16 protein-coding genes are annotated in these 14,154 nt (G+C 56.3%); 3 read left to right on the plus strand and 13 right to left on the minus strand.

Annotated features, from left to right (window positions below; all coding sequences use genetic code 11):
• Window positions 1–140: 140 nt before the first annotated feature.
• From ACEN2T_RS00265 to ACEN2T_RS00295, 7 genes are all read right to left on the minus strand, one after another.
• Window positions 141–1,727 carry an ABC-F family ATPase gene (locus tag ACEN2T_RS00265; RefSeq protein ID WP_081797888.1) on the minus strand — a complete coding sequence of 529 codons (1,587 nt, stop codon included), beginning with the start codon at window positions 1,725–1,727 and terminating at the stop codon, window positions 141–143.
• Window positions 1,728–1,747: 20 nt separating this feature from the next.
• Complete coding sequence (locus ACEN2T_RS00270) at window positions 1,748–2,941, minus strand: tyrosine-type recombinase/integrase (RefSeq protein ID WP_099602841.1); 1,194 nt, start codon at window positions 2,939–2,941, stop codon at window positions 1,748–1,750.
• 187 nt (window positions 2,942–3,128) lie between these two features.
• Entirely contained in the window at window positions 3,129–3,350 is a 222-nt protein-coding gene (locus ACEN2T_RS00275) for a hypothetical protein (RefSeq protein ID WP_442116046.1), read from the minus strand.
• 42 nt (window positions 3,351–3,392) lie between these two features.
• The gene (locus ACEN2T_RS00280; RefSeq protein ID WP_442116047.1) at window positions 3,393–4,247 is read right to left on the minus strand and encodes a DNA adenine methylase; all 855 of its coding nucleotides are present in this window, start codon (window positions 4,245–4,247) and stop codon (window positions 3,393–3,395) included.
• A gap of 257 nt (window positions 4,248–4,504) precedes the next feature.
• The gene (locus tag ACEN2T_RS00285; RefSeq protein ID WP_179179115.1) at window positions 4,505–4,771 is read right to left on the minus strand and encodes a hypothetical protein; all 267 of its coding nucleotides are present in this window, start codon (window positions 4,769–4,771) and stop codon (window positions 4,505–4,507) included.
• 49 nt (window positions 4,772–4,820) lie between these two features.
• Window positions 4,821–5,150, minus strand: a complete 330-nt coding sequence (locus tag ACEN2T_RS00290) for a hypothetical protein (protein ID WP_442116048.1) — start codon at window positions 5,148–5,150, stop codon at window positions 4,821–4,823.
• A gap of 297 nt (window positions 5,151–5,447) precedes the next feature.
• Window positions 5,448–5,759 carry a hypothetical protein gene (locus ACEN2T_RS00295; protein WP_181640101.1) on the minus strand — a complete coding sequence of 104 codons (312 nt, stop codon included), beginning with the start codon at window positions 5,757–5,759 and terminating at the stop codon, window positions 5,448–5,450.
• Window positions 5,760–6,229: 470 nt separating this feature from the next.
• On the opposite strand from ACEN2T_RS00295, the gene ACEN2T_RS00300 reads away from it, so the two are divergent.
• The gene (locus ACEN2T_RS00300) at window positions 6,230–7,432 is read left to right on the plus strand and encodes an HNH endonuclease (RefSeq protein ID WP_442116049.1); all 1,203 of its coding nucleotides are present in this window, start codon (window positions 6,230–6,232) and stop codon (window positions 7,430–7,432) included.
• A gap of 138 nt (window positions 7,433–7,570) precedes the next feature.
• Window positions 7,571–8,212: a hypothetical protein gene (locus tag ACEN2T_RS00305; RefSeq protein WP_442116050.1), complete on the plus strand. Its 642-nt coding sequence runs from the start codon at window positions 7,571–7,573 to the stop codon at window positions 8,210–8,212.
• Window positions 8,213–8,602: 390 nt separating this feature from the next.
• On the opposite strand, the gene yejK is transcribed toward ACEN2T_RS00305, so the two are convergent.
• Window positions 8,603–9,610 carry a nucleoid-associated protein YejK gene (yejK, locus tag ACEN2T_RS00310; RefSeq protein WP_442116051.1) on the minus strand — a complete coding sequence of 336 codons (1,008 nt, stop codon included), beginning with the start codon at window positions 9,608–9,610 and terminating at the stop codon, window positions 8,603–8,605.
• Window positions 9,611–9,716: 106 nt separating this feature from the next.
• On the opposite strand from yejK, the gene ACEN2T_RS00315 reads away from it, so the two are divergent.
• A complete protein-coding gene (locus tag ACEN2T_RS00315; protein WP_442116052.1) occupies window positions 9,717–9,917 on the plus strand; it encodes a hypothetical protein in 201 nt (66 codons plus the stop codon).
• Here the strand turns inward: ACEN2T_RS00315 and ACEN2T_RS00320 are convergent, their stop codons facing one another.
• From ACEN2T_RS00320 to ACEN2T_RS00340, 5 genes are all read right to left on the minus strand, one after another.
• Window positions 9,918–10,229 (minus strand): hypothetical protein, encoded by a 312-nt coding sequence (locus ACEN2T_RS00320; protein ID WP_442116053.1) that lies wholly within the window; start codon window positions 10,227–10,229, stop codon window positions 9,918–9,920.
• A 69-nt stretch (window positions 10,230–10,298) separates the two neighbouring features.
• On the minus strand, window positions 10,299–10,889 hold the full coding sequence (locus ACEN2T_RS00325) for a hypothetical protein (protein ID WP_442116054.1): 591 nt from the start codon (window positions 10,887–10,889) through the stop codon (window positions 10,299–10,301).
• Window positions 10,886–12,514 (minus strand): YqaJ viral recombinase family protein, encoded by a 1,629-nt coding sequence (locus tag ACEN2T_RS00330; RefSeq protein ID WP_442116055.1) that lies wholly within the window; start codon window positions 12,512–12,514, stop codon window positions 10,886–10,888. The genes ACEN2T_RS00325 and ACEN2T_RS00330 overlap by 4 nt, the downstream gene beginning before the upstream one ends.
• Window positions 12,511–13,317: a phage recombination protein Bet gene (gene bet, locus ACEN2T_RS00335; RefSeq protein WP_442116276.1), complete on the minus strand. Its 807-nt coding sequence runs from the start codon at window positions 13,315–13,317 to the stop codon at window positions 12,511–12,513. Before bet ends, ACEN2T_RS00330 begins: the two co-directional genes overlap by 4 nt.
• Before the next feature lie 168 nt (window positions 13,318–13,485).
• Window positions 13,486–13,680 (minus strand): hypothetical protein, encoded by a 195-nt coding sequence (locus ACEN2T_RS00340; protein WP_179179101.1) that lies wholly within the window; start codon window positions 13,678–13,680, stop codon window positions 13,486–13,488.
• Window positions 13,681–14,154 lie beyond the last annotated feature (474 nt).

Consider the following 14,154-nt stretch of genomic DNA (forward strand, 5'->3'; position numbering starts at 1 on the left):
GGGCGGTGAGGGCATCATGGCAAGGGCCCGGGGTAAAAGGAAGCAGCCTAACTACTTGGTCTGACGAACAGGCCCGCTTGCCACAACATGCAAAAAGCCCCGTCACAGTGGACGGGGCTCTTGGGTGCAGCGGGCGTTATTTAGAACACGACGCCTTGGCTACGCAGGTAGTCGTCATAAGTACCGCTGAAGTCGATCACGCCGTCAGCGCTCAACTCGATGATGCGGGTGGCCAGGGACGATACGAACTCACGGTCGTGGCTGACGAAGATCAGCGTGCCCGGGTAGTTTTCCAGCGCCAGGTTCAGCGCTTCGATGGATTCCATGTCCAAGTGGTTGGTCGGTTCGTCCATGATCAGCACGTTCGGCTTTTGCAGGATCAACTTGCCGAACAGCATGCGACCTTGCTCACCACCGGAGATTACCTTGACCGACTTGAGGATCTCGTCGTTGGAGAACAGCATGCGGCCCAAAGTGCCGCGAATCATCTGCTCGCCCTGAGTCCACTGACCCATCCAGTCGAACAGCGTCACGTCGTCTTCGAAGTCGTGAGCGTGATCCTGGGCGTAGTAACCCAATTCCGCAGCGTCGGTCCACTTGATGGAGCCTGCGTCCGGGGTCAACTCGTTGACCAGGGTGCGCAGCAGGGTGGTCTTGCCGATACCGTTCGGACCGATGATCGCAACACGCTCTCCCGCTTCAACCTGGAAGCTGAAATCCTTGAACAGCGGCTTGCCGTCGAAACCCTTGGCCATTTTTTCGACCATTACAGCCTGGCGGTGAAGTTTCTTGTTCTGATCGAAACGGATGAACGGGCTCACCCGGCTCGAAGGCTTGACCTCAGCGAGTTGGATCTTGTCGATCGCCTTGGCGCGGGAAGTCGCTTGCTTGGCTTTGGAGGCGTTGGCCGAGAAGCGGCTGACGAAGGATTGCAGCTCAGAGATCTGCGCCTTCTTCTTGGCGTTGTCCGACAGCAGCTGCTCGCGGGACTGGGTCGCCACGGTCATGTACTCGTCGTAGTTGCCCGGGAACAGGCGCAGCTCGCCGTAGTCCAGGTCAGCCATGTGGGTGCACACGCTGTTCAGGAAGTGACGGTCGTGAGAGATGATGATCATCAGGCTGTTACGCTGGGTCAGGATGTTTTCCAGCCAGCGGATGGTGTTGATGTCCAAGTGGTTGGTCGGTTCGTCGAGCAACAGCACTTCAGGATCGGAGAACAGCGCCTGGGCCAGCAATACACGCAGTTTCCAGCCAGGGGACACTTCGCTCATCGGGCCGAAGTGTTGTTCCAGAGGAATGCCCAGGCCCAGCAGCAGCTCGCCGGCACGGGATTCGGCGGTGTAGCCGTCCATCTCGGCGAACTCGGTTTCCAGCTCGGCCACCGCCATGCCGTCGTCTTCGCTCATTTCCGGCAGCGAGTAGATACGGTCGCGCTCGGCCTTGACCTTCCACAGCTCCTCGTGGCCCATGATCACGGTGTCGAGCACGGTGAATTCTTCGTAGGCGAACTGGTCCTGGCGCAATTTACCCAGGCGAACGTTAGGCTCCAGCATGACCTGGCCGCCCGACGGATCGAGGTCGCCGCCGAGGATTTTCATGAAGGTCGACTTGCCGCAACCGTTGGCACCGATCAAACCATACCGGTTGCCGGCGCCGAACTTGACCGAGACGTTCTCGAAGAGCGGCTTGGCGCCGAACTGCATGGTGATGTTAGCTGTGGAGATCAATTACTTTACCTATCAATAGCTTAGGGTGCGCTTATTTGAACTGGGACCAATTTGGGACCAATCTGGAGCTTTTGCATTTCGCTCCAGTCCGAGCTTGAGTTGATCCAACGCGCATAAGTCGAGAGCAGCATCTGCACACTATGGCCGAGCTGCTGGGAGATGAAGGCGGGGTTCATGCCAGACATAATGCATATTGTCGCATAGGTGTGACGACAGTTGTATGGCGGGCGACGACGGATATTCAGAGCCTTCAGGGTCGGAATCCACTGCTTGTGCAGGTCAGATGTCTGTTTCACGTACTCCGAGTTCTTTGACGGCGGGAAAATGAAAGGCGTTTCCAGCACCCTCCCTTTACCTTTTTTCCGACGCTCTGCGTATTCCCTTGCGAATTTCAGCGCATGCATGGCGCGTTCATTCAGCAAAACAAAGCGGTCTCCACCCGTTTTTGTACGCTCTACCACTTCCCCCAGGGCGATCCCACGACATACGTGGGCCGTCCTTTTCTCTTCGTCTACCGCATCCCAGCGCATTGCCAGGGCCTCGGACAGGCGCATTCCTGTAAAAAACACAAACTCAAAAAAAGCCGCATAAATCGTGCTGGGCCAGTGATCGTGCTCGTACATCTTGGCGATGATCAGGTTTGCCTCTTCCAAAGTGAACGGGTCAATTTCCTTCTTGCTGCGCTTGGGTAACTCCAGGATCGCCGCGGGGTTCTTCGGGATAAGCTCTTCGGACATTGCTGAGTTCAGGATGGTCGACAGCTTTGAGATCGCGTTGCGCTTCACCCCGGGGGACTTCCATTCGCTGGCTGCCATTACCCGGCGGAGCAGCGTAGTGGTGATCAGGTCGATTCGCACCAGGGCCAGGCCGGGCATCCAGTACCGGTTCAGTGCACCCTTGTAGTTCGCCTTCGTTCCACCGACCACCTCACGACTGTCTAGCCAGAGCTGGGCATACTCGCCGAAGTTGATCTTCCCCCCAGCGACGTTGCTGGAACTGGGGAAAAGCTCGGCGTACTTATCGTCGTCGAGCAGCCCCAGCTTAATCAGGCCTTTTACTTGATCAACAACCTGTGAGGCAGACTTGATTCCTTTCTGTGTCGGGGGATAGGGGAGCGTTTCACTCCGCCGGCTGCCGTTCCACATAAAGCGGATGCGGATCGATCCGTGGTGGAGGTCCATTCCTGCGGGCAAACCCATTGGCTTTCGAGCCATTCGTAATATCTCCTGATGCTGTAGATGATCCTGCCGCAATGAGTGTTCCAGACACCTTCAGGTATCTGCTTTCTGGCACGTTTGGAGCGCAGGGCCGCAAGGGTGGTGCCCAGGATCTCGGCCATCTGCGCCTCGGGCACCTTGTCGCCAGTGATCCCGTCGTTTAGTTGTTCTACTGCTGCCATACCTACCTCCCGCCGCCCGCCGTGGGCCGCGCTGTCTTGATGATGTGAACTGCCAGGCCGAAGGTGATCAGCAGCCAGGCGCAGGTGCCGGCGAATGTGTGGAGCAGCGACTCTGTGGTGCTGGTGCCAACCAGGTCGGGTCCGATCCAAATGAACCAGGCGCCGGTTGCGACCAGGTACAGCAAAGCGCCCAGCAGGATCAGGGTGAGTTTGATTGCGAACATGTGGTGTCCTTGCAGCGCTGGGCGGCAGAAGGTGGGTTAGGGTTATGCTCTTTCGCAGAGGTCCAGGCCGATCTGGCTTACGCGATCGACACAGGCGGGGTTCAACCAGATGCATTCAGTTCGGTTGGCCGTGCCGCGCCCGGCGCTGATGCGGGCGGATGTGCTGTAGCTGGCCCAGCCGGGTAGAAGCTCCGCGTACAGGTCACTCGGGTATCCCGACAGCACGACCATTCCTTCTAGCTCGAGCAGAACTCCGAGTAGCTCGCGGTGTGCGGCATCATCCATCTCGTGTTTGTAGTACCGGCCGCTCGATGCGCCTTTGTACCTGGTGTCATGCACATAAGGCGGGTCGACGTAATGAAGTGTCAGTGGGCCATCGTGCGCCTTGATGACCTCGATCGCGGGCCGGTTTTCGATCAGCACGCCGCTCAGCCTCTGGCCAACCTCGGCAAGTTGCTCCGGATAGGAGGCCCAGAGTGACTGGGCTGTGCCGTATTGGCGTTTGGTGTCGATGCGGAAGCCGGTCACGCCCTTGGTCGCACCGGCGGAGCCGAACCCCATTTGCGCCCTGATGATGGTCCGCCTTGCACGCTCGATCGGCTCGGCGCTCGGCTCCCAGGATAGTTCGAACTCTTCGCGGGAGTAGGGCGTGAATACCAGGCGCTCGACAAGTTTCGATCGCGAGTCTTGATCCTGCAAAACCCTGAACAGATTCACGATGTCACCATCGAGGTCGTTGTACACCTCGGCATACGACCGAGGCTTTTGCATCAGCACGCCAGCGGCGCCGCCGAACGACTCTACGTAGCAGGTGTGGGGTGGGAAGTGTTGCAACACCCACGGCGCAAGCCGGAACTTGGCGCCGTGGTACCGGATGACCGGGGCGGTGATGGTCATAATTATTGTCCAGGCTTGCGCCCGCCACTCACCGGCAGGCACTTGTGATTTAATGAAATGAATTCTTAAAGGTGACGCGAAATGGATAAGGCGTTTAGAAACCCGCTGTTTTTGACTGGGCTCCCATTGGCAGTCTGCGGTCTCGCGATAACTGCGCCGGCCCTCTGGATATCCGGCTTGGTACTGATGGTGTGTGGATGGGCGAAGGGCAAGAAACAGCCTTGATGCTCACCGGCAGGCATGTAGGGGGATTGCGGTTAGGCTTGCTGGGTGCGGAGATAGCGCCGGCACTGACATTGCGGGTCGTCGCAGTGCAACTCACCAACCCATTCAGGGAAATGGTCGCCCTCGAAGCGCTCAATGCAGGAGTGGCTTAGGCCGGTGCGCTTAACGTCTTTTACGAAGCGCTGCAGGTCTTTCGCGTTTCCATCGCGATCAGGTTCGTCCCACCGACTCATCACTAGAAGGCCGCAATTCGTCTTGCCATGGTCCATGAAGCCCATGCTTTTCGGTGCATCGTTCATGGCCTCGGCCCCTTGTAGATGAAGACGTAGGCGAACCAGAGGGGGGCGATCATGGTGTAACCTCTCGGCGCGCCCACCAGCAGACAGGACCGTCGTCGGTGTCGTGAATGGCCAGGCAGAACCAGCCTTCGCCATCAGGCCGATCCGGCTCCCAGTAGCTGCAGTCCGGGTGGCCGGCTTCGAAATAGCGCTCAGATACCGCTTCGTCGCTGTGGTATTCGAGGCTCACCATCTTCACCTGCAAGCGCTGTGCGGCTACCCAGGCCTTGCACTTATCACCGTCGCCCTCGTCGAAGTCGGGCATATCGGGATGAGCAAACATCCCGTATTCATCGCGCACGACCGGGGCTGGCTGGATCAATTTGATTTCTTCAGGCATGACTTCGTCCTTGCCGCTATAGCGGCTGACTTTGAAGGGGGAGGGGTTTACTTGAAATCGATCCTGGACGAAATCGAGAGTTGTGCTAGAAATGACATGTCGCGCACGCATTTCAGATATTTGTTATTGAGGTGCATTGCCGGCTGGCGCTCTATCAAGTCATTGGAGCGCGCCCTTCAAGCTGTGGGCAGTGATTCAGTGGGCCGAAGTAGTTAGCTGCGAGTTAAACAACTCCCTTCCTCTGGGCTAGTAACTCAACGCCTTGGTCCTCTGATCACATCCTCGCCCAGTCGCTCATTAAGCCTCCATCGTTACCAGATCATGGGCATTCATAACCGGCGGCGGGTTTTCGTGTCCGGGACAGCCCTTGCTAGCGAAGTCAAAGCCTTCACACGGCGGCCCGAATGGCAGTACTTCCTTGCCGAGGGCTAGCGCTTCGAGCAGATGATCCTTCGCCTCGTCGGCGGTGCATTCACGGCCATCCACGCGGAACATACCTTTGAGCTGGCGCTTGGTGAAGTCGCGAATTGCCCCGCGCACGCTCAGGTGAATGTGAAAGGTACGGCCGTGCGGTCCAAAAGGATCAGCTAGTTTTTTTTCTGTAGGCATGGTGAGTCCTTGCCGGGCCATGCCCGGGCGGTGGCGTGTGGTGAGGGATCAGCTAGAGTTGAATGGTCATTCACAAGGAGTGCAGAAAATGGCATGTCGAATTTGCAATGAACCGGCTGAGGACATTGCTCCACTTGGCGATTATCAGGATTGGAACTGCGACGGATGTGGCCGGTATCGGATATCTGGAACTCTTCTGGCTGAGCTGGATGCAAATAAACAGAGCCTCGAGTTGGAGGCGACACGGATTTGGATTGCAACCAATCGGGCAACAGGTGACGTACCAAACCTTTCAACGTTCGCAGCAAAACAACACAACCTGATAAGGGGTTAGGCGGCGCGTGCTTGGCGCTCTTCGGAGCGTCAGGGGGCGTTGGCCGGTGCCAGCGCTGCCATTGGCGGCGGGCTGAGGCTGTTGCGGTTGGTAGGTGATGTCAATATGCTCCCACCTTCAAACAAGGAGGTGAGCAGTGAGTAAATACGCGCCCTTAGCAGACTATCTGAAAGCCCAGGCCCAGGACTCTGTCGAACTGCCATTCGGTCAGATCGATGCGCTAGTCAATGGCCTGCCGCCCAGTGCACGGAATCATGACGCTTGGTGGGCGAACTCGCGTACAGAAGATAGCCACACTTGGGCTCACCTATGGATCGCTGCTGGATGGGAATGTGAGTCGATTGACCGAGCAAATGAAACTGCTGTGTTTCTGCGCGTGTCAGCTAGTTCATCAAGCGCAATTCAGCGCTTCTGGTGGGTAAACCACAAGCAGACTTTCAAATCTGAGTTTGAAGGCGGCTATATCTGGTCACCCAAGGCCAACAAGAACGGGGCCCGCAACAGAACATACGATAATTTGATCCAGGTAAAACCGGGTGACGTTGTTGTTTCTTACGCTGATGGGCAGATCAAAGCTGTTGGAGTTGCCAGACAGCACTATTCAGAGGCTGCAAAGCCCGAAGCGTTTGGTTTAACAGGAGCCAACTGGGCTAATCGCGGATGGCTGGTCCCCATCGAGTGGACCTCATTGTTGTTTCCGGTTTCTCCAAAAGCTCATATTGATCGTATCCAACCGCTGTTGCCCAAGAAGAGCTCTCCCCTACAAGCCAACGGGAATGGAAACCAGGGCTGCTACCTAGCGGAGATTTCGCCAGGGTTAGGGGGGCTGGTTCTCGACATAGCCGAGCAAAACAGCCCTGATGTACTCCAAAACATACGCGACCTGAAGCTATCAATCGAGGCGGACATAGCAGAAAACAAAATTCAGAATGCTGTTGACATCCCAGAGACAGAAAAGGAGCAATTGATTCGATCTCGCCGAGGGCAGGGCATCTTCCGGCAGCGGGCTTTAGCGATCGAATCGCAGTGTCGTCTGACGGGTGTTAGTGACCGGAGCTTTCTAATTGCCAGTCACATAAAACCATGGAAAGACTGCGCAAATGACGAGCGGTTGGATGGTAACAACGGCTTAATGTTGGCTCCTCACATTGACAAGCTATTTGATCGCGGATGGATTTCCTTCAGCGATAATGGTGATTTTCTGACGGCGCCTGGAGCTGAAAAAGTTATGGAAGCTTGGAACATCGATCCAAACAAAAACGTTGGTAGATTCCACCCCGAGCAATGCCGTTATCTTGATCACCATAGAAGGATGGTGTTCAAGGGTATCATGCTCTGACCTTCCAGTCATGGTAGCTAGCCGGCGCCCAAGTCCGTGTTAGGTTTTTAAATCGAATAGGTGTTTCTTCTGCTGTGCGGACTTGAGTTGGGCCATGGAGGTACCATTTTTAATAAATGTCAAATATGAGATTGGAAAATGCTGAACGATTATGGAAAGGAATTATTCAAACCCTTGCTCTCTATTTCTAATGCCGCGTGGGTCATTGCAGTAATATTCACAGTTGCTCTTTTTAAGCCATCTAGCAGTGAGCTTGCTAGTTGGGTGCAAGCTATCGGGTCAATTGTTTCTATTTGGGGTGCCTTTGCCATTAGTCAACGTCAAATGGTTAAGGCTAATCTTAATAAGATTAAAGATAGTATTTCTCTTTGTCATATGTATCGTACTTTGCTTGATCGGGCGCTAAAAGACAGTAAGTTGTTTTGTTACGTGGCTGGTCAGAATTTTCCATTACCTAGTGTGAGAAGTCGTATGTCGGGGCGAAATTTATTTACATTTGCTAGTGTCTATGAAGCGTTGAAGGACTTTCCAGTAAAAGATATTGGCTCTGAAATTGTGGTTATCTCGCATATTTGCGTTATTTCCTCAATGCGCAACATGATGAGTTGCATGGAAGACCTCAAAAATTTGGATGATGAAGATAAGGATGCTGTTAAGAGTGTTCTAGAAGAAATTGTTCAGGAGGACTATTGGATTCAGCATATGGGGATAGCGAATTTAGCAGCTTATAAGGTCAGGATTGATGAGCTCAATCGGGAAATTGGTTTTTCAGAGTCATAGGTTCGAGTGTGGAAGGTTGCATTCTGTTTTGATATTTCGTTTTTTATGGTGTTCAGGCCTTAAAGTGTATCAACGGTCTGGCGAGGTTCGCTGAGAGGTATAATAAATGCGGCCGACATAGAGCTGGATCAGGGATAAGAGTGGCACTAGCTAAACGTACCCAAGCTTCATCATTGGCCCCAATCGGCGAAGTCGGAGCCTGCAGCGGATGGCATTGAGCTAGTGCCGGAAAGGGCTGTGAAGGCTGCGATGAAAAGAACTATCCTCGCTAACAATATGAAAGTTAGAAAGAATAAACGGCCCGGAGGATCACCGTATACTTCCGAGTACCTTCAAAAGCTCTTCTGGTAAGTGCCGCACTCCCTCAAGAGTTCGGCGCGACCTTCGATCTCAGACTGATGCGCGCTTGAGCTGATCAACCAGTTGCGTTGGCAGGTTGCGCAGCGTTAGCGTGCCGCCGGCTTCGTCGAACTCGATCTTTTCGCCCAGAAGGTGCGCTTCGAAGCTGATCGACATACCTTCAGCCCTGCCGGTGAAGCGCCGGAATTTGTTGAGCGTCTTCTTGTCCGGCGGCAGGGTCTCGGAAAGCCCGTAGTCCTTCGCCTTGATAAAGTCGTAGAAGTTCTTCGGCCGGTCTTCGTCGATCAGGCCCGACAGTTCGTCGAGAGTGATGGGCTCGCCCAGCTTGGCCTGGGCCATTGAGTAGCCGACCAGGGTGTGCGTCTTCTCGCGGGCCGATTCTTCGGCCATGTCCTCGCTTTCCACGAAGTCACTGAACGCCTTCAGCAGAGTGCGAGTTTCGCTCGGGCCGTCGATCCCTTCCTGAAAGCCGATGAAGTCGCGGAAATAGTCGTTGAGCTTTCGGCCCTGCTTGCCCTTCAGATACGAGATGTACTGCTTCGACTGGTTGTTGGTCTGCCATTCGCTGATGTTTATGCGCGCGGCCAGGCGGATATGGTCCAGGTCCAGGCGATTAACTGTCATCAGGGCCAGTTCTTCGGTCATGGTGACCGCTTCGGTTTCCTGCACCAGCGCGATGACCAGGTAATCGGTCAGGCCTTGCTGGTAGTGGCAGAAGAGGGCGTGCCCACCGGTGGTGAGGTTCGACTCTTCCATCAGCTTGGTCAGGTGCTCGACGGCGGTGGTGCTGAAGGCCAGGAAATCGGTTACGCCGGCCAGGTACTTGCTGAGCCAGCCGCTGAGTGGGTAAGCGCCTGACTCTTGATGGAAGAACCCCCAGCCCTTACCGGCAGTTGCGTTGTAGCTTTCGTTGAGCTGGCTCATCAGGTCGTCTCGGGCCTGGCTTTCCACCTGCTCGGAGGCGCCGAGGAACAGAACGGCCGGGCTGCCGTCAGGCTTCTTGTCGATCTTGTGGATGACGCTATGGCGTACAGGCATTTCGTTTACCTCGGGTAAGCGCCGCCCTCCGGTGGCCGGTGGTGGCAATTTGGTTTGGGTTGGGGTATTACGGGTGACCGGCATGGAGCCGGATCAAGGAGAAGCTATGAGTCTGCAACAAGCTCAGATAGACGCAGTTGAAAGCCTGCTGATCGCACTGCTGAAAAATAATCAGATGAGCACGGCGTCTTCAAAGGTTTTCGAGGATGCACACTCCAGGATCATGAGTGAGAACGGTCCGCCTGGGACTACAGAGAAAACCGAGGCTGCCACGTATCTTGACCATCTAAGAACCAACCAAAAATAATCAGTCGTCCTGGCATATCCGCAAAGCTTCCCGCCGATAGGCCTGATCCAACTTCTGCGCCACGATTGGCGATACCTCGATTTCGTGGCCCGGAATCTCCAGCAGTGGCATCGCTGCTTTGGCGCCCAGCGCATGCAGGTGATGGATCATCAGCGTCATGGCCTCGCCCTGCTCAGTAATGCCTGACCACTCCATCAGGTCGGCCAGTGCCTGGCGCGTGCCGGGGCGAACCCTGAGCCTCAATTCCTCTTCGGCCGCCGCCACACGCTTCCTGGCAGCCTTGGCCGACCGTTCCTGTACTGATTTGGCCATGGCCTACCTCTTCGATTCCGCTGGCCGGCAGTGCGAGCCATGTTTGACGTTTGCGTTGCTGGGTGCGGGCTATGCGGCGCATGAGGTCTTGCCCTGACGCGCTTTGGGATAGTCGATGCCGTGGGCGGCGATAATCCGCTCAAAGGCCTTGCTGCCGATTGCCAGCTTCCCGCAGCACTGGCGCCGGCTGATGCCAAGCTCCATAAATGCCCTGATCCGCTCGGCGAACTTCGCATCCCGCTCCTTATCAACTACGTTGTGCACCAGATTGCGCGCACCGCCTCGGGTTGGTGCCTTGAACGTGATGTCGTACCGCGAGGCGTGGTTGTAGATAAGCCGCCGACTAACGCCCAAGGCTGCGGCGACTTCGGTCTGGGTGTGCGTGATACCTAGCTGGCGTATCTGCTCTACCAGCTTCAGGCGGGCCTGGGTGCGGATGTCGTCCTTGTCGAGGGGCAGGGCATCTGCCTCAGCTTTGCGCCGAACAAACGGTTTTTGCGCGGGCGGCTCCGCGGGTACATATACGACGGGCGTCGGTCGCGGGGCAGGCTCGATCTCTTCGATTTCGCCGCCGGCCGCTACAAACTCGGAGACCTGGGCCGCCAGTTCATCAGAGGCTGGGCGCAGTTCCTCGATCATGCTGAGGTGGTTGCTGATCATGCTGCCGCCTTGCCGAGTGTCACCCCGGCCATGCTGAAGTTTGAACCCTGCGCTGCGACCATTGCGTCGAGCGCATCCCAGTTGACCAGAAGCAGTGTGATCGGCGCCTGACCATCTGCTACGGCCTTCACCAGTGCCTCGAAGTCCGTCACGTTGGCCTGAAGCGCTACCGGCTCGACCGCTTGGGTAGTTACTTGCTTTGCGACCTGGGTCATGGGTGCTGAAGTCTGAACTGGTGCGGTGCGGACGGGCTCCGGTGTCGCGACCTTATCCACGACTGGCTCTGGCTTGATAGCTGCCAGGCGATGGGCTTCTTGCTCTTCGGCGATACGCTTCGCGTCGGCCTTTTGTTGCTCCGCCTTCTGGTGTTCGGAGATTCGGAATTTGATCAGCGTCACCAGGTCATCGTTGGCTTTGGTTACCAGCTGCTGAACATCGCTAAACAGGAAGGCGTGATCAACAGCGAGCTCCGCCAGACTGGTCAGGTTCAAACGAATGCTGTCGGCTGCCTGGCTTGCATCGATCTTCGCCCGGGCCAGTTCGGTATCAACTGCGTCCTGGAGGCTGGCGATGGTGCGCTTATTCTTCATGGCGCCGGCGAAATCCGAAACGACATGAGGCAGCGTGACTTTGCCAAGGGTCTTGTTGATTGCGGCAATGTGATCCGCCAGTGCCAGTTCGGCTTTTTGCTTGATGTTGGTCTTCACCAACAGCTCTTGAGCCTTCACCAGCTTGTCGACCTTCAGGCGGGTCTCGCGGGCATGCGCACTGATGCGATCCAGCGACGAAAACAGCTCGTCGATGCTTTGGGTCTGCGACAGGGCCTGTTTCTTGGCGACCGCTACAGCCTCTTCAACATCGCCACACCACTTGACCGCCTTCTTGGCGTCGGCGAAGTCCTGGTCCGTAGAGAGTGTGGTTTTCACCGAGTCGATGACAGCCAGCGCCGAGTCTTCGAACACCTTCAGGTTGCTGGCGGTGACCATGCCGGTCAGCTCGATGCGCAGGGCTGGCAGCTCATCAGGCGCCTTGCCGACAACGATTGAAGGCGCGTTGGTCATTTCGAAGCTGGCCAGGTCTGCCTCGAACTGTTTCCAGCCTTCGATCAACTGGGCCGCACGGCCGGCGACGGGCCGGTACTCCATGTGCACGAAGTTCTCCGCGGTGCCGTCCGAGCAAACAAAGATGACCCGCTCAGCACCGCTCACCAGCAGTTGCTGCTCAAGCTGCCAGTAGTAGTGCGGAGTCAGCTCACCAGCCTTAACTTGGGCCACAACCGACTCATTCCAAAGCTTGTGCTCGAACAGGGTCTCGCCGAGCATTGTGGCGCCGTCCATGGACGCGAGCAGGTTGCCCTTGGTGCCAACGATCGGATACAGCTCTTCGCCGATCAGTGCTTCGGCCAGCGGGCGAGCCATGGCTTCGGTTGCATGGCCTTTATCGAAGATGAACTGCTGAGAGGGTGTGACGTCCGGTGTGATGCCGGTCTTTTTGGCAGCAAGCAGGTCGGTGCGGGATTGATACTTCGAGGCGCCCATCATTGCTGGGGCTTCGGAGGCGGTGCGGAACTGGGCGCGGAGGGCAAGCCACTCGGCGGAGCCTTGAGCTACGTTATGAATTTTCATGCTGACTCTCCATCGAGGGCTTTGAGGTTGGTGATTTTTTCAATCTGCGCCGGGCTCAGCGTGTACTTGCTGCTGATGGTCGCAATGAGGTGTTCAGGGCTGGTGCGGTTCGAGTCGATAAGTGGCTGCCACTTCACGATGTTCTCGGTCAGCAGTTCGTCGGAGTAGGCGGGCAGCGCTTCCGGCTCAGGTTGGGCTTGCTGTCGTGGGCTGACATCGCGTGCCGGCTCCTCGAAGGCTTTACCTTCCATCTCGTCGGCCGTTGGCGCTGATCCAACTTCAGGGAAAGCTTTGCGCAGTGCCTGGGCCTCGGCGCATTTGGCGAGCTGGGCAAATGCTCGGCGCTTCCACATGGCGTTGGGCGCCGCAGTGTCCTTACTGGCTGTTGCGTAGTTTTCGATCCAGCGCTCGTTGGCTGTGTATTCGGCCACCAGGCCGTTGCTCATCTGCCGCTTGACCGTCACGCGGCACCATTCGGGATACGTGACTTCTACACCGCTCAACTTCGCAGTCACTGGGGGGCCATATTCTGGTTCGCTGATCCCGGCGTACTGGCCGGTACGCGCCGCCTGGATGCGGTACAGGCCGATGCCAGGCATCACTGTGTCCTGCATCTTTTTCGTCTTCGAGTTCCAGATAGGAACGATGTGGACCGGCTTCAGCATTGGGTCTAGGTGCGCGGCCTGGCAGTAGGCCAAGACCATCACGACTGAGTTCTTTTCGGCGCCGGGGTAGAGGCTGCTGCTCAGCACTTCAACGAGCGCGGCCTCCGACATCGCAGGCGTGTTGTCGTCCTGCTTCATTACTGCGGACATGGGGAATCCTTGCCGCGATGCTCGCAGCGATTGAAGGTGTTGGTTATTGAGTGATTCGATCAGCGAGTGCGCTGAGCAACATCAGCAAGGTGAAAAGGGCTAGGGCAGGGAAAGCGCCACGCCAGATGAGAATGCGCCTGGTGCGCTGGTGGGGAGTCAAGGCCGAACTCTCACTGCGATGCGACCGCCCTTCATTGTCGGCGCCAGCCGCTGCGGAAGATCCCTTACCAGGTCTTCACGCTTGCGGCCAATCAGTTCATTGAAAGGAAGGCCAAAGCCCAGGATGGCGATTCGACTCTCGATTTCGTTGAGTTGCTCTTCGATTAGCGATTGGACTGGTGCAGTAGTCATGATCTTCTCCTTGCGTGTGTATCGCTGGCGCTGTCGTGCTCGTGAACGGTTTTTTCGACGAGTGACGTGTCTAGATCAATGGTTCTGTGAGGATTGGGGGTTGCCACCTAGATCCTCGGCGTCTACCCTGAAAATGTATGAATTGTTACGAATAATTTCGGTAGTGACCGTTTTCGGGTCACGCTACTTCAGGACGAGGAACGAAAAATGTTTTCACACGAAGGTCCCGCATTAGAGCTGTTGCTGTTCGTTATTGCCTTGTCTGGCCTGCTTTTGGTCGTGTGGTTTATTCACCACCAATACGAACGTTTAACTGGGAAAAACGTAAGAAAACAACAAAGTCGTAACGAAGGGCGCTCGACGTAATCTGACGGCCTATCTAACCAGCCGAGCCAGCCTCTTCCGACTGGCTCTCAGTAGCCACGCACTGTAATGATGAAACTCTTCAGCATTGATGGTGCCTTCGGTGAAGTG

Source organism: Pseudomonas sp. W22_MBD1_FP4, assembly GCF_052113765.1.
Lineage (GTDB): Bacteria > Pseudomonadota > Gammaproteobacteria > Pseudomonadales > Pseudomonadaceae > Aquipseudomonas > Aquipseudomonas sivasensis.

Excerpts from the sequence above, each read along its gene's own strand:
- ACEN2T_RS00270 (WP_099602841.1), bottom strand. The coding sequence starts at position 2,941 with ATGGCTCGAAAGCCAATGGGTTTGCCCGCAGGAATGGACCTCCACCAC.
- ACEN2T_RS00275 (WP_442116046.1), bottom strand. The coding sequence starts at position 3,350 with ATGTTCGCAATCAAACTCACCCTGATCCTGCTGGGCGCTTTGCTGTAC.
- ACEN2T_RS00280 (WP_442116047.1), bottom strand. The coding sequence starts at position 4,247 with ATGACCATCACCGCCCCGGTCATCCGGTACCACGGCGCCAAGTTCCGG.
- ACEN2T_RS00285 (WP_179179115.1), bottom strand. The coding sequence starts at position 4,771 with ATGAACGATGCACCGAAAAGCATGGGCTTCATGGACCATGGCAAGACG.
- ACEN2T_RS00290 (WP_442116048.1), bottom strand. The coding sequence starts at position 5,150 with ATGCCTGAAGAAATCAAATTGATCCAGCCAGCCCCGGTCGTGCGCGAT.
- ACEN2T_RS00295 (WP_181640101.1), bottom strand. The coding sequence starts at position 5,759 with ATGCCTACAGAAAAAAAACTAGCTGATCCTTTTGGACCGCACGGCCGT.
- ACEN2T_RS00305 (WP_442116050.1), top strand. The coding sequence starts at position 7,571 with ATGCTGAACGATTATGGAAAGGAATTATTCAAACCCTTGCTCTCTATT.
- yejK (WP_442116051.1), bottom strand. The coding sequence starts at position 9,610 with ATGCCTGTACGCCATAGCGTCATCCACAAGATCGACAAGAAGCCTGAC.
- ACEN2T_RS00315 (WP_442116052.1), top strand. The coding sequence starts at position 9,717 with ATGAGTCTGCAACAAGCTCAGATAGACGCAGTTGAAAGCCTGCTGATC.
- ACEN2T_RS00320 (WP_442116053.1), bottom strand. The coding sequence starts at position 10,229 with ATGGCCAAATCAGTACAGGAACGGTCGGCCAAGGCTGCCAGGAAGCGT.
- ACEN2T_RS00325 (WP_442116054.1), bottom strand. The coding sequence starts at position 10,889 with ATGATCAGCAACCACCTCAGCATGATCGAGGAACTGCGCCCAGCCTCT.
- ACEN2T_RS00330 (WP_442116055.1), bottom strand. The coding sequence starts at position 12,514 with ATGAAAATTCATAACGTAGCTCAAGGCTCCGCCGAGTGGCTTGCCCTC.
- bet (WP_442116276.1), bottom strand. The coding sequence starts at position 13,317 with ATGAAGCAGGACGACAACACGCCTGCGATGTCGGAGGCCGCGCTCGTT.
- ACEN2T_RS00340 (WP_179179101.1), bottom strand. The coding sequence starts at position 13,680 with ATGACTACTGCACCAGTCCAATCGCTAATCGAAGAGCAACTCAACGAA.